Source organism: Ruegeria sp. CJ6, assembly GCF_056536665.1.
The window spans coordinates 174,619-192,340 of record NZ_JBQFQB010000001.1; the positions used below are offsets into that span (position 1 = coordinate 174,619).

Consider the following 17,722-nt stretch of genomic DNA (forward strand, 5'->3'; position numbering starts at 1 on the left):
TATCGTCCTCCTTACGCTGCCCAGATCTTGCAGAGAGTACACTTGGTCTCTTGCATCTGGGTCACTGAATCATAGCCATAGGTCTGGGCTGTGTTGGTACTTTCACCCAGCACATAAGGGTCAGCGCCGGCGGGATATTTGTGCCGCTGGTCTTCGCCCTGGAAGTGGCCGCCAAAGTGGAAAGGCATGAAGGCGACACCGGCACCAACCCTGTTGGTCAGCATCGCCATCACCTTGACCTTGCCGCCCTCAGGACCTTCGACCCAGACCTGTGATCCGTCCCGAATACCAAGGTTGTTGGCATCGCGCGGATTGATCTCGACGAACATATCCTGCTGAAGCTCGGCCAGCCACGGATTTGACCGTGTCTCATCCCCGCCGCCCTCATACTCGACCAGACGACCAGACGTGAGGATTATCGGGTAATCCTTTGAAAAGTCGTTCTTTTGGATCGACGCATAAAGGGTAGGTAGACGATAGGCCTGACGGTCATCGTAGGTTGGATAGTCCTCCACCAGATCGCGCCGGTTTGTATAGAGCGGCTCGCGGTGCAGTGGGATCGGATCCGGGAAGGTCCATACGACCGCGCGTGCCTTTGCGTTCCCGAAGGGCGCACAGCCATGGGCAATCGCGACCCGCTGGATACCGCCGCTAAGGTCGGTTTTCCAGTTGGTCTCTGGTCCCGCTACGGCGTCGATGGCCGCACGTTCCTCAGCCGTCAGGTCACCGTCCCAGCCAAGGTCCATCAGCATCTGCATCGTGAATTCCGGATAACCATCCTGAATTTCCGAACCAACGCTATAGACCCCTTCGGCCAGCAGGTTGTCGCCGTCACGTTCCACTCCGAAACGGGCGCGGAAGGTCAGGCCACCTTCGGCCACCGGTTTGGACATATCATACAGGTTTGGTGTCCCCGTATGACCCATCTCAGCCGTTCCCCAGCAGGGCCAGGGCAGACCGTAATATTCGCCGTCGTTTGGTCCACCGATGGCTTGCAGCGTGGTTCTGTCGAACGTGTGCTGGTTGGCCATATGGCTTTTCAGACGTTCCGGCGACTGACCGGTATAGCCGATGGTCCAGAGGCCCGAGTTGAACTCACGCGTGATGCTTTCAACATTCGGGGTTTCGGGATCTTCCATCTCTATATTGCGGAAGAACCGATCCGCCCAGCCGAACTTGTTGGCGAACTTGGCCATGATGACCTCGTCCGGCAGGCTTTCGAACAGAGGTTCGACCACGCGGTCCCGCCACTGCAGCGATCGGTTCGAGGCCGTGACCGAGCCACGGGTTTCGAACTGCGTACAGGCGGGCAGCAGATAGACGCCATCGGTGCGGTCATGCAGCACGGCCGAGACGGTGGGATACGGGTCGATCACGACCAGCATGTCCAGCTTCTCCATCGCCGTCTTCATTTCCGTCATCCGGGTCTGCGAGTTGGGCGCGTGGCCCCACAGAACCATGGCGCGGACGTTGTTGTCCTGATCCATGTTGGCCGGATCTTCGAGAACACCGTCGATCCAGCGGGAGACCGGGATGCCGCGCTCATTCTGCAGCGGTTTATCCTTGCCTTCCTTGTCTTTGATCGTGGCGAACTGGCCTGCAAGCCACTCGGGCTCTTCACCCCAGACACGGGCCCAGTGACCCCATGCGCCTTTTGACAAGCCATAGTAGCCGGGCAGGGTATGGGACAGAACACCAAGGTCTGTCGCGCCTTGCACGTTGTCATGGCCGCGGAAGATGTTGGTGCCACCACCCGAGGTGCCCATGTTGCCAAGCGCAAGCTGAAGCACGCAGTAGGCGCGAGTGTTGTTGTTGCCGTTGGTGTGCTGCGTACCACCCATGCACCATACAACGGTACCGGGGCGGTTGTTCACCATGGTCCGTGCGACGCGGCGCAGCTGCGAGCCGGGCGTACCAGTGACGCGCTCAACCTCATCCGGGTTCCACTTGGCAACCTCTTCGCGGATCTGGTCCATGCCCCAGACACGGGTGCGGATGAACTCTTTGTCCTCCCAGCCGTTGTCGAAGATGTGCCACAGGATACCCCAGATCAGAGCGACGTCCGTACCGGGGCGGAAGCGGACATATTCATCCGCATGGGCCGCGGTGCGCGTAAAGCGCGGGTCGCAGACGATTAAAGGCGCATTGTTCTGCTCTTTCGCGCGCAGGATATGCAGCAGCGAGACGGGGTGCGCCTCGGCCGGGTTACCACCGATGATGAAGATGGCCCGGCTGTTGTGCATGTCGTTGTACGAATTGGTCATGGCGCCGTAGCCCCATGTATTCGCAACACCCGCAACAGTGGTCGAGTGGCAGATACGGGCCTGATGGTCCACGTTGTTCGTGCCCCAGTAGGCGGCGAACTTGCGGAACAGATAGGCCTGTTCGTTATTGTGCTTCGCAGACCCCAGCCAGTACACGCTGTCCGGCCCGGATTCTTCGCGGATGCTCATCATGCCATCGCCGATCTCGTTGATCGCCTCTTCCCAGCTGATGCGCTTCCACTCGCCACCTTCCTTTTTCATCGGATATTTCAGGCGGCGCTCGCCATGGGCGTGCTCGCGGACCGAGGCCCCCTTGGCGCAGTGTGCACCCAGATTGAATGGGCTGTCCCAGCCAGGTTCTTGCCCGATCCAGACTCCGTTCTGTACCTCGGCAACGACCGTGCAGCCGACCGAGCAGTGAGTGCATACGGATTTGATATTCTCAACGGCGGTGTTTGCCGCTGTCTGGGCACTGGCGGGCGTCACGGTTCCACCCGTGGCGCTGATCGCGGCAAGGCCTCCGATCGTCAGGCCCGAGCCACGCAAGAATGCGCGGCGATCGACGGTTTTCTCGCCGACCTGGGACAGGATACTTGTCCGCTGGGGGCGTCTCGCAACCCCGTTGGTCTTTTTCCTAAGCATTTCTTTCCTCCCTTGCTGGCCATGTAACCCATGGCTGGCTTGGTACTTCGCGAAACCGACGTCAGGGCCAATCGCAACCGTCTGTCGGGTATGACTACGTCCGGGTCAGAACCGGGCGCTGTCGAGGTATGCGCGCGTATGCGCGGTGTCCTGCATCCGGGTTTCGTCCGTCGGCAGTTCGGCTGCTTCGGCTTTCCCAGACAGGCTGGCGGCGGCTACAGCAGCGGGCGCTGCGGTTCCGGCCAGTTTCAGGAAGTCGCGGCGGGTTGCGCCTTCTTCCTTGGTCTTGCTCATGGGCTCCTCCTGTCCCAATTGCGGTTTGGTGCCTAAAGGCACCGGCGAGTGGCGGGCTAGGCCGCCGTCATTCGAAAGGCTTCACGTTCGATCTCCATGAACACCCGACCAGCCGTGCCGACCGAGGCGTAGAGAACCGAGTTCTCGGCACCTTCCAAATCCGAATAGAAATGCGCGGCCCAGGGCCCGATATGTTTGCTCCAGAACGCCTTTTGATCTTCCAGCGTGGCGGGCGCGCCGAACCGACCGACGATCATGCCCGCCATCATTTCCATTAGCGAGGCGATGTTGTCTTCGGGTTCATAAACATTCTGCGCCCGGGTGATGCCCCGCGCGGCCATGTCATTGCGCAGCTGCGCTAGGGGTTTTTCGTTCAGAAAGCCCGTCAGGTAGAAAGAGGCATAAGGCAGCAGTTCGCCTCGGCCCAATCCGATGAACAGTGCGTTGAATTCGCGCTCTGCGGCGGCAGGCTTGGTCACCTTGGCCACCCGTGCCATTGCCTGAATGGCCTGACCTAGATCCGAGTCATCACCGCTTAGCCCGGCCATCTGATCCAAAAGCAACTGATCGGGTGGACCGGCCAATAGCAGGCCAAGAAAATTATAGAAATCCGCACGCAGACGATCCTCAGTTGAGATATCCAATGTTTGCGCGTTGTCTGCGGTCATAGAGTTATCCTTCGAATTCGAATTTCATACGGCGTGGAGCAGGGGTGAGTTCGATTTCCTCTGGCTCTTCCATTTCAACCATCTGTGGGGCTTCCGGTTCTGGTTCGACGGCGTTGATCGGTTCTTCACCTGACTCGATCGCCTCGGGCATGTCAGCTTCTGTTTCTGCTTCGGACATTTCTGCCTCGGCGGCGAGCGCTTCGACATGCGCCAACATACCCTTGCCAACCTGATACGCGGTCTGGATGTTCTCAATCACGCAGGCCGCATCGGTATAATCCTCGCCGTAATCGACCAGCCCGTCGACATTGGCCAGAACAGGATTCAACCGCCATAGGCGCCGCAAGGCGCGGCGGCGCAAACGGTCAGGTACAGCTTTGGCCATGAAGCCCGAGACATCATCGCCGGCTTCCAGCGTATCGGGATCGGGCAGATCAAACTCGGCCAGAATTTCGGCGTCGCTTTTTTCCTCCAGCTCAGCTTGCCGCGTTGTGATGATCTGTTCCTCTGCGGCCAAAGCTTCTGCTTCGGTCTCGGCCTGAACGGCGGCCTTGCGGCGGGACCAGAAATCGCGGGCCTGGGTCATTGCAGCACCCGACGCGGAGCCCGGTAGACATCTGAATCCTGCCGGATTCGTGCATCGCCCTTGCCGTCTTCCACCAGATCGGTGCGTTTCTTGTCCCGTTTACGTTTTATGAACACCTCGTCCTGATGATGCTGCAGGGTGAAATCGCGGAGCCATGCAATCAACCCTTCGGTCATCGGAATCTTCTCAACGATCTCTTCGCCGGTATCCGCATAATCCTGCCCCTCGAACGGTGAGGCGGTGATCAATACGGCATTTAGGGGTGTTTCGCCTTTCAGCTCATCCCGCAAAACCAGGTACAGCGAAGGTTGACCGTCCGACAGGTTGACCATGTAGGCTTCGGTTTCATCGGCCCAGAGGGTGAGGGGCAGGGTGGCTGCATGGTATTCGATGGCCTCACCTTCACGTCGCAACTCTTGCCAGTCGGCAGGCCCTGCACCTGGCAAAACAGCGACCGCGCGCCAGTTCCAACGCGCCCAGCGTGTCACCCCGGGTGTTCTGCGCACGACGACGCCAATTGTCATTTCAGTCCGGCTTGCGGCCTTGGCCACTGGCTCCTCCCCGGAAGGCTCTCCCCTGCCTTCCATTGATGTACTATGTTACATAAATTGGCGACCTGCCAAGTCTAGTTTCGCCTAATATGAGACATTCACTTAGAGTTTATTTCTAACTTCAGGTTTTGATGGCGATTTGTGATGAAAAATAATGCACATATCGGGATTTTCTCTGATGCTTCGCATTGCCTCGGCGCGGATTGGGTCTAAGCTGCTGATGGGGCAGAACGCAGCGTCGGGAGGGGAAATGGCCAGCAAGCTCATATTGTGTGATTGCGAGGGGACGCAGTCCCTGAACGCAGATGGTATTTCTGCAGCCTGCGATACGGAGTGCTCGAAGGTGCATACCGCCCTTTGTACGCGCCAGATTCAAACTGCCGCCGAGTTGATGACGGGCGATGAGCAGGTGGTGTTTGCCTGCGCTCAGGAAAGTGCAGTTTTTAGCGAGCTTGCCGAGGAACTGGGTGTTGAAGCGCCCGGATTTGTCGATCTGCGCGACCGGGCTGGCTGGTCCGAACAGGGTACCGATGCAACCCCCAAAATGGCTGCGCTCGCGGCTGAGGCATTACTGCCGCAGCCAGTGACCCCAAGTTTCGATGTCATCAGTGAAGGAACCTGCTGTATTTTGGGGCCCGGAGAGGTTGTCTTTCCGTTGGCCGAACAGCTGTCCGCTGTGTTGGCCGTGACTGTGCTTTTGGTTGACGATGCAGAACCGCTAAGCCGCAACTATGACGTTGCGCGCGCACGAATACGCAGACTGACCGGCGCGCTGGGCGGATTTGTTTGGCATCTGGATCAGGTGCAGCAACTAGATCCCGGCGGACGCGGAGAATTTGGTTGGAGCGCACCCCGTGACGGTGCAACGTCGCGTTGCGACATTGTTGTTGATCTGACCGGAGCAACACCTTTGGTTAATGCCCCCGAAAAGCGCGAGGGGTACTTGCGCGCTGATCCTCGCGATGCGGTGGCCGTCGCGCGTCTTGCTTTTGAAGCGGTGCAACTGGTCGGGACTTTTGAAAAACCGCTCTATGTCCGATTGGATGAGACGCTTTGCGCCCATTCGCGAGCGGAACAAACGGGGTGTTCAAACTGTCTGGACGTCTGCCCGACCGGTGCGATCACACCGGCTGGCGATCATGTAGCCATTGATCCGATGATTTGCGCTGGGTGCGGTGAGTGTTCGGCGTTGTGCCCGTCGACTGCCATTACATATGAAGACCCTCCGGTCTCGGCGGTATTGTCGCGGATGCACATACTGGCCCGGACCTTCCGGCGCGCGGGCGGCGTTGCACCGCGATTACTGGTGCACGACGCCCATGGGGCGCAGATGATCCGGATGGCGGCCCGGTTTGGACGGGGACTGCCAGCGGATGTCATTCCGCTGGAGCTGAATGTGGTTTCGGGCTTTGGACATGCCGAGATGCTCGCAGCGCTGGCGCATGGCTTTGCGCGCGCCGATATCCTGATTAGCCCTAAGACCGAACGGGACGCGCTTGATCGTGAATTAGAGCTGGCTCGGGCTATCGAAGTGCACGACGCGCTGAGTCTGATTGATGAAACCGACCCGGATGCGCTGGCAGATCTGCTTTATGCGCAGAATGTTCCGCAGCCATTGGCTGATCCGGTGCTTCCACTGGGTAATCGTCGTCAAATAGCGCGTCTGGCGGCGCAAGCTTTGAACCCGGAGGTCGAGGTGCCGCTGGCCTTGCCCGAGGGCGCGCCTTATGGCGCGATTGCAGTGAATACCGACACCTGTACATTGTGCCTGAGTTGCGTGTCCCTTTGCCCATCGGGGGCGCTGATCGATAACCCGGACAAGCCGCAGTTGAATTTCCAGCAGGACGCCTGCCTGCAATGCGGGATTTGCCGAACGATCTGCCCAGAACAGGCGATCACACTAGTGCCCCAGCTTGATCTGAGCGACCAAGCGCTGTCACAACAGGTGCTGAATGAAGAGGAACCCTTTGAATGCGTCGAATGCGGCGCAGCGTTTGGCGTTAAATCAACGGTTGAGCGGATCATGGAAAAGTTGTCGGGCACACATCCGATGTTCGCGACCTCGGATCAGGCGCGGATGATCCAGATGTGCGACAATTGCCGGGTGAACGCCCAGTTCCATAGCGCTGACAATCCATTTCAATCCGCCCCCAGACCACGGGTTGTCACAACGGATGATTACCTTTCAAAGCGCAAGGATCACTGAAGTTGCAGTGGCGCGCCCAGATCGGCGGCGCGCATGGCGGTCACGAAAGCCAGAATTGCTTCGAGGTCATCCAGGCTCATCTCGACCGGATGGATCGGCGAGGGACGCTCGGGCGGGAAAGGTTCGGTGACGCCCTCGATCTGCGTGAAAGCTGGGTGTGGGTTCAGGGCAAAGAACGCCTGAAACCGTTCCGACCAGTCGGGCATTGCGCGCAGCACTGCGAAAGACGGGGTCGAACCCAGCCCGTTCATCCGATTCTTTGGGCCAATTACGTGGCACCGGCCACAATGGGTCATCGACAGTTCTTCGCCAAGCAGCGCGTTTCCGTCGACCACGACCTCTTTGGTAACAGTGGCAGTTTCGAAACTTGCGCTAAAGGGCGTGCCCTCGTCGGGGATGAAGTTTTCAACCGTCCGTCTGCCAATGTCGGAAAGTAGCCATTCACGAAACCTTACCTGCTTGGCGCTGTCGTCGATTCGTAGATGATAGACCACCCCGTCACGGGCAAAGACCGGATCGCCGGGCGAACTCGGGGCCAGTGACATGACGCCGCTTTCATCCGCAACAACACGTATTCCGGTCTTGAGAGAAAAGCGCGGAAGAATATGTTGCAAAAGACCTGAGTTTGTCACCTCATCCGGGGCGGCAAGGCCCAATGCCTCTTGCGACCAAGAGGGGGTGGCGGTGAGCGTCAGGCTCAGGCACAACAGGACAAAGCGCATGGTTAAGCCTAACGGCGGCTGACCCGATGCGTCAAATGTACAAAATGAGACGGAGACACATGCAATGAGCGGCGACTATATTCTGTCGATACGCAAGGCGCCCAGCGTGGGGCGGATCAAGGGGAATACGGCATGAGCATCCGTGATGCAGTTCTAGCGAACTTGAAGAAGATTACCGATCCGGTTTCTGGTCAGGATATTGTGAGCGCGGGTATCGTGCGTGCATTGAATGTTGAAGGCGATACCGTTCGGTTTGTGCTGGAGATCGATCCCAAACAGGCCGAGAAGATGGAGCCCGTTCGCGCCACAGCCGAACAGGCGGCGCAGATGGTTGATGGTGTTTCAAAGGTCTCGGCAATGTTGACCGCGCATTCGGACAAGGCGCCGCCTGATTTGAAGCCCAAGCCAAAGCCCTCGCAAACCGGACCGCAGGCCGTTCCCGGTGTGGACCGGATCATCGCGATTGCGTCGGGCAAGGGTGGCGTGGGCAAGTCCACCGTGTCGGCCAACCTTGCCTGCGCGCTGGCTGCTGAAGGCCGTCGCGTAGGCCTGTTGGACGCAGACGTATATGGCCCTTCACAACCCCGGATGCTGGGCGTGTCGGGGCGACCGGCCAGCCCAGATGGCAAGACGATCCTACCGCTGCGCAATCACGGTGTCACCATGATGTCGATGGGGTTAATGACCAACGAAGGGCAGGCGGTTGTCTGGCGCGGCCCCATGCTGATGGGCGCCTTGCAGCAGATGATGAGTCAGGTGCAATGGGGCGCATTGGATGTGTTGATCGTTGATCTGCCCCCCGGAACCGGCGATGTGCAACTGACGCTGAGCCAAAAGTTTCAGGTGGATGGAGCCATTGTCGTCTCAACCCCACAGGATGTTGCTTTGATCGACGCCCGCAAGGGGATCGATATGTTCAACCAGCTCAAGACGCCCATTGTTGGGATGATCGAAAATATGTCGACGCATATTTGCTCGAATTGCGGACACGAAGAACATGTCTTTGGCCATGGCGGTGTTGCCTCAGAAGCCGAGGCGCTGGGCGTGCCATTGCTAGGGGAAATTCCGCTGCATCTGGATATCCGAGTTGCCGCCGACGGGGGTGCCCCCATCGTTGTCAGCAAACCTGACAGCCCGCAAGCCGAAGCCTTCCGCAAGATCGCCCGCGACATGATTGCCAAGGACAAAGCGTGACCCAGCCGGTCTTTCCCCCATTGCTCAAAGGGCAACCTGCCAAGGCCGGCGAAGACCCGTTCGAGCGGGCCCAGGCCATGGCAGCGCTGGGCTGTGACGCGGGAACTGTGGTCCACAATATTCAGGCGGATCGTCTGCGCGTTGCGATAGTATTCGCGCCCGAGGTTCCGTTGCGGGATGCTATGGCGATGCTGCCGCTTTGTGCTGTCGGGTTCCAGAATGCGCTGGGCGCGCTGGCCCCACCCGAGGTCGCGGTGCACTTGGGTTGGGATGGGCTGATCTGTGTAAACGGTGCAAAATGTGGGACAATAAAAGTTGCAGCGTCGTCTGCCGAGGTGGATGAGGTTCCCGATTGGCTGATCGTTGGTTGGGAACTGGCCTTGCTTCAAACCAGCGATGCACCAGGGGAAACACCGGATGTTACCTCGCTCTATGATGAAGGATGCGCCGAGGTTTCTGCGACGCAGTTGGTCGAGAGCTGGTCGCGTCACATGTTGACCTGGTTGAACCGCTGGAACGAGGACGGTAACGCGCCGCTTCACGCAGAGTGGATGGGGCTGCTGCGCGGTGTCGGAGAACCTATTGGAGAAGGGGGTGTCTTTCTGGGCACCGACGAGCGCTTCGGTATGCTGATCCGCGACGGCGCGGACACACATTTACGCCCGCTGACAGAATTATTGGAGACCGCCAGATGAAACTCGCCCGTGCTATCCATTTTGATGAAAGCGATATGAACGTGTTTCATTCACCCGCAAGAACCGGTGAATGGTGCATCTCGGGCGGATTCGAGTTTTCGAACTGGAGTGAGGCTGATCTGGAAGGCAAGGCGCGTCAGGCCTTTGCCAATGGATGGCTGGGGCTTGAAACCTTCGGGCGCGTTACATTTGTTGCCGTCACACAAGTCGAGCAGGCCGAGATTGACCAGATCACGCAATATCTGGCCGAGCATTTCGTGCAATTCTACGGCGCGCCTTCGGTTGAAGCCGCGTTAGAAGTGGCGCAGGCCGAAGTCTCACATATGTCCGAGCTGTGCGAAGATCATGCCCCGAACACATTGCTGACCATCGCCCGAGAGCTGACGGGGGCAGGGGTGCACGAGGCATTCCGCGTGATCACCCCGCAAGAGACGCAACTTGAAGCGTTGGCCGTCCACGGCTCGCTGGACGATTAGATCAGATCGGCGAAGCCGCCGAATTGTCCGCGCTTGAAGATCAGCCCCTGACCTGGGCGATGCATGACCTGTTCAACATGACCAACAAGGATCAGGTGGTCACCTGCCTCATGACGGGCCGACAGGCGGCAATCGAAGCGGGCGAGGCATTCCGCAAGTCGGGGGCGCCCCGCGTCATCCTCCTGCCAATCCGCATGGGAAAAATCGAACCCGTTTCGCGCGAATTGCAATGCTTGGTCGTGCTGGTCCTGCGCCATTACGTGGATCGCGTAATGTTCGCAGTTGTGGAACGCGTCGTACCGGTTCGAATCCCGATCAAGACACCACAGGACCAGCGGCGGGTCCAGCGATACAGACGCAAATGAGTTCACCGTGATTGCTGCGGGGCCCTCGGAGGTATTTGTGGTCACAACGGTGACGCCGGTGCCGAAACAGCCCAGGGCCTCGCGAAAGGCAAGGCTTTGCTCGGGGCTGGGAATGAAAGTTTTTTCCGTCATCGCGCGCTCGTACATGGGCCTGTCTCAGGTGCCACGCGACGCCGGGATTGTCCACGGAAAGCTGCGGTGATTTTAGGAATTTCTGGTCAGTTCAGGTCTTCAAGCAACCGTCCGTGTTTGCGAGTCTCGGCGATGACGTCGCCAAAGGTCACCAAATTACGGGCCGTAAGCATCGGTAGCATCCGAACCAGCACTTCGGCGGTCGCGACGGCATCACCCAAGGCCGTGTGACGCAGGGCTTCGGGAATTGTTATGCCAAGCCGTTCGCAGACAGCGTCCAGCGTATGCGTTTCGCTTGCCCCGAACAGCACCGCCGACAGCAGGACCGTATCCAGAATGGGGTGGCTCCATTCCACCCCCATACGCTCGGCATGGCGGCGCAGGAAAGCCATGTCGAATGGTGCGTTATGGGCAACAATGACGGCATCCCGGGCAAATTGGTGAAAGCTGCGACCGGCCTCGGCAATATCAGGCGCACCTTGAACCATCCGGTCGCTGACCTTATGCACTTTGGTTGAAGCTGGGGGGATCGGGATGCCGGGGTCGACCAGGGTATCAAGCCGTTCGCCTTCGACGATCTTACCCTTTACGACGCGTACCGCACCGATCTGTACGATCTCATCCTTATGCGGGAGCAGGCCCGTGGTTTCGGTGTCAAAGACTACGAAGCAGAGGTCCAACAGGGGTCTATCTTCAAACGCGTCATCACCGGGTGTGTCGAGAAGTTCGAAATCGTAAACCAGCGGGCGGGCCGCGTCGGGGTCGATCTGCGCAGCACTGTCATCGAAAACCAGCATGTAACCAGGGGCATCGCCCAAGGGTTTCATACGGGCCGAATAGGATTGCCGCCCATCAACACTGGTCAGCGTGCAATGGACGTCTTTCCCGGTCTTGACCAGCTTCGCATAAGAATCCGTCAGGCCCGTCGCTTCGAGATAGTCAAACAGCGACGCGTTCAACCGGGGATGTGCGATCTGTGCCAGAACCTCAGCCGCCTGCGCGTCATATAGAACGATCTGATGCTTCGGTCCGGCTAAAAGCATTGCAACCGGAATCTCGGTCAGCAGCGCCGTTAGACGTTGTTTTTCCGAGGCCAGATGGGCCGTTTCCGCGGCCACGGCCTCAGCCGTGGTCATGGCGTTGGCAGCCAGTTGTTCGGCCAGTCCAGCGGCGGCGGGGGCCAGATCGCCCAAATAGCGCGCCGCCTGAAGGTCCAGATCCGTGCTGACCCCGGCGTGTGCGCGCGCCCGGAGTTGGGCCGAGAGCCGCTCGATTGGTTTTGCAACGTTATCATCAAAAAGAAGCCAGACTCCGGCAACCAGCGCCAACATTCCAAACGCGATCAGTATCTCTGCGAAGATGAACGCATCCATAAGCGCGGGATCACTTGCCCTCTGATAACCGACCCACAAAGCCAGGGTGCTGATGATCAGCCCTCCTGCCGCAAGTAATAGGAAGAACAGGAACACCCTCAGGCGCAGGCTCAGATGGTTCAACATAGTCAGACCCCGCAGGTTGCCTCGATTACCGGATCTTCAGCGTCGATCTTGATCCAGCTGGCGTTCAGCAAACGTCCGTCATCGGCGAATTCGGCCCCGTCTGCCAGGTTGGCGCGGCTGTTTTCGGCGCAGTTTACAGCGACCGGCATCTTCGAGACCGGTGCCCAGCGACCAAAAAAGTAAAGATCAACCAGACGCTCGTCCGGCAAATTGGCATTGGTGCGTACCGATGTGGCGTCGATCGCAGCAAAGCGGTCGACAAAGGGCACGGCATACGTCCAAGGGCGATAAAAGGCGCGGCTTTCCACCTCCTGCACGATGGTGAGGCTGTCGGGCAGTTGGTCGCGTGTACGGTCATACCAAGAATACTCGCTGGTAATCGTCATACCGATCATCCCCGCACCTGCCGCAACCGGCGCGGCCCATTTGGGCAAGCGGCCCCCGGTCAGCTTGTTCACCACCATCACGACACCCGCAAAGGCAAAGCCTGCAAAAATCGTGCCGATCAGTTCCAGAAACATGTGATTTCTCCGTTCATTTCCAGTTTCTTAACCCAGCATTCCTTTGCCATGGCCAACCGCTGATTGCATGGTTTTTACCACGACAAAGGCATCGCGGAGATGACTTCGCTCAAAGTCCGACAATTCAGCGGGTGGCAGGTAATTGTCCGGTGCATCCCCGGATTTGACCAGACGCACTTGATGTTCCAATCGGGTCTCAGCGATCAGGTCATATGCGTCCAGTAAATCGCGTGCGCCAGACGCGCTGAGCACACCCGCAGCCTCGGCGGCGCTAAGACGGGCGCGGGTGTTCGCTTCGGTTAATTGTCCCTGCAGGCTGTAGATGCGTGCCAGATCCACGATAGGCACCACGCCATTATGCTTGAGGTCGAGCGTATTGCGATGCTCACCCGAACGTATGGTGGCGAATCCACGCAGCAGGCCCAGAGGAGGCGTGTGTTTCAGTGAGTTCGAAATCATATGCGCGACAAAGATCGAATTCGCATTGGCTGCCGCCAGCGTATCGGCCTGCAGGTCGGTGAACAGATCGAAGGACCCTCCGATGGGCCGCAGGTCAAACATCACCGAGGCCAGCATTTGCGCCTCAGGGTTGGGTTTGGCGATCCAGCCATTGAAATATTCGCGCCAGACACGCACGGGCTGGCACCAGCGAGGGTTGGTCGCCATCATTTCACCGGGGCAATAGAAATAACCGCAGGTATCCAGCCCGTCTGAGACGAATTTGGCCAGCGCAGCGAAGTAGGCCATATCACCGACCGCCACACTGTCATCTAGCATCAGGCAATTGTCCTGATCAGAAACTCCGGTCTGTTCCTGCCGTCCTTGCGAGCCGCAAGCAAGCCACAAGTAGGGCACTGGCGGCGCACCCAGTTCAGCCTCAGCCAGTGCCAGCAACCGCCGCGTCGCAGTGTCTGCGATGTCGGTGATCAGCCGTGTAACGATCTCGTGCCGGTTGCCACCCGCGACGAGTTGGACCAGCAGTTGTGGTATCTCAGCGGTGACTTGAGCCATCTCTTGCGGGCTGTCGGCGCGGGCAATTCGTCCTACCAACTCGGCAGAATTGACCGCCTGATAGCGGGTGAGGTCGGTTTGGGTTACGATTCCGACCAGCTTACCGGCCTCGGAAATTGGAATATGACCGATGCCACGTTCCATCATCACGTGTAATACGTCCGAGCCGATATCTGTCGGGGCAAGAATGATTGGATCGGCGGTCATGATCGCCGAAACCGCGGTGTCAGCGGGCATCGCCTCGGCGACGTATTTGCCGGAAATATCGCGGAGGGTTGCGATACCCAACAATCTGTCCCCTTCGGTCACGCAAAGCGATGAGATATGGCGGTCGCGCATGATCTGCGCAGCGTTTTGAACCGGAGTATCGGGCGGGCAGGTGGCAGGGTCACGAGCCATCAGCACGTCAATTGCACTGGTAGCCAGGCTTTGCGGTCCGCTCCGCCCACCGCGTGAACGGTTAAAGAACTTGGACACCACATCGTGACCTTCGATCAGGTTTTTCACAAGGTCTGGCGGCAACACGATCAACACTGACGGCGTGTGCGCGCGCGCATGTGTGGCGGCTTTGCCGTCCTTCAGCAATCCCCGCTCACCAAAAGAATTGCGCAATCCCAGATGCGAAACGACAGCGCCGTTTTCATCGGTAATTTCTACCTGTCCTTCATAGATCACAAAGACGCCGGGCAGAGCGTTGCCCAGCTGGTAAATGCTGCCATCGGCATCGACTTCGCGCACTTCGATCTGCTTGGCCAGATCGTCCAAAGCATCATGGGGCAACGAGTCATAGGGGTGTACAGACTTCAGAAACCGGGTGATTTCGTCATGGGACAGGGGCATTTACGCTCTCCGGAGTTCCGAATAAAAAATCCCGCCCGGTGGTGTGCCGGGCGGGAACAGTAAGTCGAAAGATGCGATCGAAGACAAGAGCCGCCGACCGCATCACACTCAGTGATCCTGAGCTGCGCCCGCACCACGGGGAATGCGAATGCTTTCGACCATATCTTTGATCTCCTGCGGTGTCTCTTTGGTCATACCGGCAACGACGTAGGCGACGCCGAAGTTGATCATCGCACCGATGGCACCGAACGAGGTCGACTTGATCGGACCCAGAAGCGGATCAGCATCGGTGAACGAGTTGGTGCCTGGAATGAACAGCCAGCCCTTATGCAGGAAGATGTAGACCAGGGTTACGGTCAGACCAGCCAGCATACCTGCAACCGCGCCGGTGTTGTTGATGCGGGTCGAGAAGATCCCCATCATCAGCGCCGGGAAGATCGAGGCTGCTGCCAGACCAAAGGCCAAGGCCACGGTTTGTGCCGCAAAGCCCGGAGGGTTGAGACCCAGATAGGTTGCAACGACGATGGCTACAGCCATTGCAATCCGTGCCGCCAGAAGTTCACCCTTTTCAGAGATCGACGGGTTGATTGCACCTTTGACAAGGTCATGGGACACAGCCGACGAGATCGCCAGCAGCAGGCCCGCAGCGGTTGACAGAGCAGCCGCAAGACCACCAGCAGCGACCAGACCAATCACCCAACCTGGCAAGTTGGCAATCTCAGGATTGGCCAGAACCAGGATGTCGCGGTTGAACTTGGTCAGCTCGTTACCGACCCAGCCTTTTTCTTCGGCGATTGCAGTCATCGCCTCGGATTTGTCGTTGTAGTACTGGATCTTGCCGTCGCCGTTCTTGTCTTCCCAATCCAGCAGACCGGTTTTCTGCCAAGTGGCCATCCAGTCGTAACGCGGATCATTGTCGATTTCCTCGACCGAAACAGCGCCACCTTCGATGCCACCATTGGGCCACATCATGTCGGTGATGTTCAGGCGCGCCATTGCACCAACAGCAGGAGCCGTCAGGTACAGCAGAGCGATGAAGACCAGCGCCCAGCCCGCCGACCAACGTGCGTCAGACACTTTGGGAACGGTGAAGAAGCGCATGATGACGTGCGGCAGACCCGCAGTACCGATCATCAGCGACAGGGTGAACAGCACCATGTTAAGCGTATTCGAGTGGTGGGCCGTGTAGTCGTTGAAGCCCAACTCGGTCACGATGGCGTCCAGCTTGGTCAGCAGGGGTTCACCGCTGGCGGTGTCACCAAACAGACCCAGCGCTGGAACAGGTGTGCCGGTCAGCTGCAGCGAGATAAAGATGGCCGGGATGGTATAAGCGGTGATCAGCACGCAGTACTGAGCGACCTGAGTGTAGGTCACGCCCTTCATCCCACCAAACACTGCGTAGGCAAACACAACGCCCGCACCGATCAGCAGACCAGTGGTGTTGGACACTTCGAGGAAGCGGCCAAAGGCCACGCCAACACCGGTCATCTGACCGATCACGTAGGTCACCGACGCAACGATCAGACAGATCACCGCAACGATACGTGCGGTCTGGCTGTAGAAACGATCGCCGATGAATTCCGACACGGTGAACTTGCCGAACTTACGCAGGTAGGGCGCAAGCAGCAGGGCCAGCAGCACGTAGCCACCGGTCCAACCCATCAGGAAGGTCGAGTTGTCATAGCCGGTAAAGGCAATCAGACCCGCCATCGAGATGAACGAGGCCGCAGACATCCAGTCCGCTGCTGTCGCCATACCGTTGGTGACCGGGTGAACGCCGCGACCGGCGGCATAGAATTCCGATGTGGAACCCGCACGGGCCCAGATCGCGATGCCGATGTAAAGCGCAAAAGACGCGCCCACAAACAGCAGGTTGATGGTAAACTGATCCATGCCGATTACTCCTCGTCCACGCCGTGTTCAGCGTCGAGCTTGTTCATGCGCCAGGCGTAGTTGAAGATCAGCACCAGAAAGACCAGGATCGATCCTTGCTGAGCGAACCAAAAGCCCAGATCGGTGCCGCCAACGGCGATGCCCGATAGCAACGGACGCAGCAGAATGCCGAATCCAAACGACACCAGCGCCCAAATCGCGAGGCTGATGTAGATGAGGCGCAGGTTGGCCTGCCAATAGCCCTTGTCGGCTTCGGCAGTCTGCGCGGAGTTTGTTGAATGATCCGCCATCGCGGGTTCCTCCTTCGCTTCCCTCATTGGCGGCCCATTGCCCAACTCCTCCAGTGCGGTGGGCCGCTTCTCGGTTGTGCCAAACGCCCCGTGACGTCAGGCATAACTTCTCTGGTCCGCCACGGCGGGTCCATTGAAGTATTCTGATTTAGGATCAAAGCCCTAGGGCTTGTCTCCTCCCCTTATTTCATGACCTCGCCGACAATCCCTTGAAGGTCTTGCGCGATGTCGTCGATCTGGCCCATGGCATCGATGCCTTTCAGCACACCTTGGGCTTGATAGTAGTCAATCAATGGTGCGGTTTGCGCGTGGTAGGCAGCAAGCCGTGAGGCAACCGTCTCGGCATTGTCATCGGCGCGGCGCTTGAATTCTGTGTGACCGCACTTGTCGCATTTGCCGTCTTTGACGGGCTGCTTGTACGAGTCGTGATAGCCCTCACCGCATCCGGCGCAGGTGTAGCGGCCAGAAATCCGCGTCACCATCTCGGCGTCTTCAACTTCAAGGCTGATGGCCGCGTTGATCTTCTGATCTGAAGACGCGAGCAGACCATCAAGAGCCTCGGCCTGGACTGTGGTCCGGGGGAAACCATCCAGTATGACGCCCTTGTCGCAGTCCGGTTCTGCCATGCGGTCGCGCAGGATCGCGATGACGATGCCGTCGCTGACAAGATCGCCTGCCTCCATAACCGCTTTGGCAGCATTACCAGCCTCGGTACCTGCGGCGACCGCGTCGCGCAGCAGATCACCGGTGCTGAGTTGTACAAGCCCGAACTTCTCTTCAAGCATACGAGCCTGCGTACCCTTCCCGGCGCCCGGAGGGCCGAGAAGGATCAGAACAGCGGGGGATATGGTCGTGGCAGCGTCCATCACATCC

17 protein-coding genes are annotated in these 17,722 nt (G+C 58.7%); 4 read left to right on the top strand and 13 right to left on the bottom strand.

The window, feature by feature from the left end:
• Positions 1 to 11: 11 nt before the first annotated feature.
• From ACR0BT_RS00920 to ACR0BT_RS00940, 5 genes are all read right to left on the bottom strand, one after another.
• On the bottom strand, positions 12 to 2,906 hold the full coding sequence (locus tag ACR0BT_RS00920) for a formate dehydrogenase subunit alpha (protein WP_480762338.1): 2,895 nt from the start codon (positions 2,904 to 2,906) through the stop codon (positions 12 to 14).
• A gap of 105 nt (positions 2,907 to 3,011) precedes the next feature.
• Complete coding sequence (locus ACR0BT_RS00925) at positions 3,012 to 3,200, bottom strand: ubiquinol-cytochrome c reductase iron-sulfur subunit N-terminal domain-containing protein (protein WP_170393361.1); 189 nt, start codon at positions 3,198 to 3,200, stop codon at positions 3,012 to 3,014.
• 56 nt (positions 3,201 to 3,256) lie between these two features.
• Positions 3,257 to 3,868 carry a molecular chaperone TorD family protein gene (locus ACR0BT_RS00930; RefSeq protein WP_170393360.1) on the bottom strand — a complete coding sequence of 204 codons (612 nt, stop codon included), beginning with the start codon at positions 3,866 to 3,868 and terminating at the stop codon, positions 3,257 to 3,259.
• A gap of 4 nt (positions 3,869 to 3,872) precedes the next feature.
• Positions 3,873 to 4,454, bottom strand: coding sequence for a DUF3306 domain-containing protein (locus ACR0BT_RS00935; RefSeq protein ID WP_170626027.1), 582 nt, complete (start codon positions 4,452 to 4,454; stop codon positions 3,873 to 3,875).
• Entirely contained in the window at positions 4,451 to 5,005 is a 555-nt protein-coding gene (locus ACR0BT_RS00940) for a DUF3305 domain-containing protein (RefSeq protein ID WP_170510438.1), read from the bottom strand. The genes ACR0BT_RS00935 and ACR0BT_RS00940 overlap by 4 nt, the downstream gene beginning before the upstream one ends.
• A 250-nt stretch (positions 5,006 to 5,255) precedes the next feature.
• Here ACR0BT_RS00940 and ACR0BT_RS00945 point away from each other — a divergent pair, with 250 nt between their 5' ends.
• Complete coding sequence (locus tag ACR0BT_RS00945; protein ID WP_480705722.1) at positions 5,256 to 7,211, top strand: 4Fe-4S binding protein; 1,956 nt, start codon at positions 5,256 to 5,258, stop codon at positions 7,209 to 7,211.
• Here ACR0BT_RS00945 and ACR0BT_RS00950 read toward each other — a convergent pair.
• On the bottom strand, positions 7,205 to 7,933 hold the full coding sequence (locus ACR0BT_RS00950; protein ID WP_480762340.1) for a hypothetical protein: 729 nt from the start codon (positions 7,931 to 7,933) through the stop codon (positions 7,205 to 7,207). The two genes, ACR0BT_RS00945 and ACR0BT_RS00950, sit on opposite strands and share 7 nt — an antisense overlap.
• A 132-nt stretch (positions 7,934 to 8,065) precedes the next feature.
• Between ACR0BT_RS00950 and ACR0BT_RS00955 the strand changes: the two genes are divergently transcribed.
• The 3 genes from ACR0BT_RS00955 to ACR0BT_RS00965 are packed head-to-tail and all read left to right on the top strand — an operon-like array spanning position 8,066 to position 10,298.
• Positions 8,066 to 9,127, top strand: a complete 1,062-nt coding sequence (locus tag ACR0BT_RS00955) for an Mrp/NBP35 family ATP-binding protein (protein ID WP_480762341.1) — start codon at positions 8,066 to 8,068, stop codon at positions 9,125 to 9,127.
• Positions 9,124 to 9,822 (top strand): biotin/lipoate--protein ligase family protein, encoded by a 699-nt coding sequence (locus ACR0BT_RS00960; protein ID WP_170510430.1) that lies wholly within the window; start codon positions 9,124 to 9,126, stop codon positions 9,820 to 9,822. The genes ACR0BT_RS00955 and ACR0BT_RS00960 overlap by 4 nt, the downstream gene beginning before the upstream one ends.
• Positions 9,819 to 10,298: a DUF6505 family protein gene (locus ACR0BT_RS00965; RefSeq protein WP_480762342.1), complete on the top strand. Its 480-nt coding sequence runs from the start codon at positions 9,819 to 9,821 to the stop codon at positions 10,296 to 10,298. The genes ACR0BT_RS00960 and ACR0BT_RS00965 overlap by 4 nt, the downstream gene beginning before the upstream one ends.
• Here ACR0BT_RS00965 and ACR0BT_RS00970 read toward each other — a convergent pair.
• The 7 genes from ACR0BT_RS00970 to ACR0BT_RS01000 form a co-directional block, all read right to left on the bottom strand.
• Positions 10,295 to 10,795 carry a flavin reductase family protein gene (locus ACR0BT_RS00970; protein WP_170595890.1) on the bottom strand — a complete coding sequence of 167 codons (501 nt, stop codon included), beginning with the start codon at positions 10,793 to 10,795 and terminating at the stop codon, positions 10,295 to 10,297. The genes ACR0BT_RS00965 and ACR0BT_RS00970 overlap by 4 nt on opposite strands.
• 86 nt (positions 10,796 to 10,881) lie before the next feature.
• Positions 10,882 to 12,294, bottom strand: coding sequence for a 3'-5' exonuclease (locus tag ACR0BT_RS00975; protein ID WP_480569316.1), 1,413 nt, complete (start codon positions 12,292 to 12,294; stop codon positions 10,882 to 10,884).
• 2 nt (positions 12,295 to 12,296) lie between these two features.
• A complete protein-coding gene (locus ACR0BT_RS00980; protein ID WP_170393351.1) occupies positions 12,297 to 12,815 on the bottom strand; it encodes a hypothetical protein in 519 nt (172 codons plus the stop codon).
• 27 nt (positions 12,816 to 12,842) lie between these two features.
• Complete coding sequence (locus ACR0BT_RS00985) at positions 12,843 to 14,666, bottom strand: putative nucleotidyltransferase substrate binding domain-containing protein (RefSeq protein WP_480762344.1); 1,824 nt, start codon at positions 14,664 to 14,666, stop codon at positions 12,843 to 12,845.
• A gap of 108 nt (positions 14,667 to 14,774) precedes the next feature.
• Positions 14,775 to 16,559 carry a sodium:solute symporter family protein gene (locus ACR0BT_RS00990; RefSeq protein WP_170393349.1) on the bottom strand — a complete coding sequence of 595 codons (1,785 nt, stop codon included), beginning with the start codon at positions 16,557 to 16,559 and terminating at the stop codon, positions 14,775 to 14,777.
• A gap of 5 nt (positions 16,560 to 16,564) precedes the next feature.
• Positions 16,565 to 16,849: a DUF4212 domain-containing protein gene (locus ACR0BT_RS00995; RefSeq protein WP_010439512.1), complete on the bottom strand. Its 285-nt coding sequence runs from the start codon at positions 16,847 to 16,849 to the stop codon at positions 16,565 to 16,567.
• Positions 16,850 to 17,031: 182 nt separating this feature from the next.
• Positions 17,032 to 17,715, bottom strand: a complete 684-nt coding sequence (locus tag ACR0BT_RS01000; RefSeq protein ID WP_480762346.1) for an adenylate kinase — start codon at positions 17,713 to 17,715, stop codon at positions 17,032 to 17,034.
• Positions 17,716 to 17,722: the final 7 nt, after the last annotated feature.

Bases quoted from the DNA above. Each gene is read 5' to 3' on its own strand.
- ACR0BT_RS00950 (WP_480762340.1), bottom strand. From the start codon at position 7,933: ATGCGCTTTGTCCTGTTGTGCCTGAGCCTGACGCTCACCGCCACCCCC.
- ACR0BT_RS00930 (WP_170393360.1), bottom strand. From the start codon at position 3,868: ATGACCGCAGACAACGCGCAAACATTGGATATCTCAACTGAGGATCGT.
- ACR0BT_RS00920 (WP_480762338.1), bottom strand. From the start codon at position 2,906: ATGCTTAGGAAAAAGACCAACGGGGTTGCGAGACGCCCCCAGCGGACA.
- ACR0BT_RS00955 (WP_480762341.1), top strand. From the start codon at position 8,066: ATGAGCATCCGTGATGCAGTTCTAGCGAACTTGAAGAAGATTACCGAT.
- ACR0BT_RS00970 (WP_170595890.1), bottom strand. From the start codon at position 10,795: ATGACGGAAAAAACTTTCATTCCCAGCCCCGAGCAAAGCCTTGCCTTT.
- ACR0BT_RS00925 (WP_170393361.1), bottom strand. From the start codon at position 3,200: ATGAGCAAGACCAAGGAAGAAGGCGCAACCCGCCGCGACTTCCTGAAA.
- ACR0BT_RS01000 (WP_480762346.1), bottom strand. From the start codon at position 17,715: ATGGACGCTGCCACGACCATATCCCCCGCTGTTCTGATCCTTCTCGGC.
- ACR0BT_RS00965 (WP_480762342.1), top strand. From the start codon at position 9,819: ATGAAACTCGCCCGTGCTATCCATTTTGATGAAAGCGATATGAACGTG.
- ACR0BT_RS00935 (WP_170626027.1), bottom strand. From the start codon at position 4,454: ATGACCCAGGCCCGCGATTTCTGGTCCCGCCGCAAGGCCGCCGTTCAG.
- ACR0BT_RS00945 (WP_480705722.1), top strand. From the start codon at position 5,256: ATGGCCAGCAAGCTCATATTGTGTGATTGCGAGGGGACGCAGTCCCTG.
- ACR0BT_RS00990 (WP_170393349.1), bottom strand. From the start codon at position 16,559: ATGGATCAGTTTACCATCAACCTGCTGTTTGTGGGCGCGTCTTTTGCG.
- ACR0BT_RS00985 (WP_480762344.1), bottom strand. From the start codon at position 14,666: ATGCCCCTGTCCCATGACGAAATCACCCGGTTTCTGAAGTCTGTACAC.
- ACR0BT_RS00980 (WP_170393351.1), bottom strand. From the start codon at position 12,815: ATGTTTCTGGAACTGATCGGCACGATTTTTGCAGGCTTTGCCTTTGCG.
- ACR0BT_RS00975 (WP_480569316.1), bottom strand. From the start codon at position 12,294: ATGTTGAACCATCTGAGCCTGCGCCTGAGGGTGTTCCTGTTCTTCCTA.
- ACR0BT_RS00995 (WP_010439512.1), bottom strand. From the start codon at position 16,849: ATGGCGGATCATTCAACAAACTCCGCGCAGACTGCCGAAGCCGACAAG.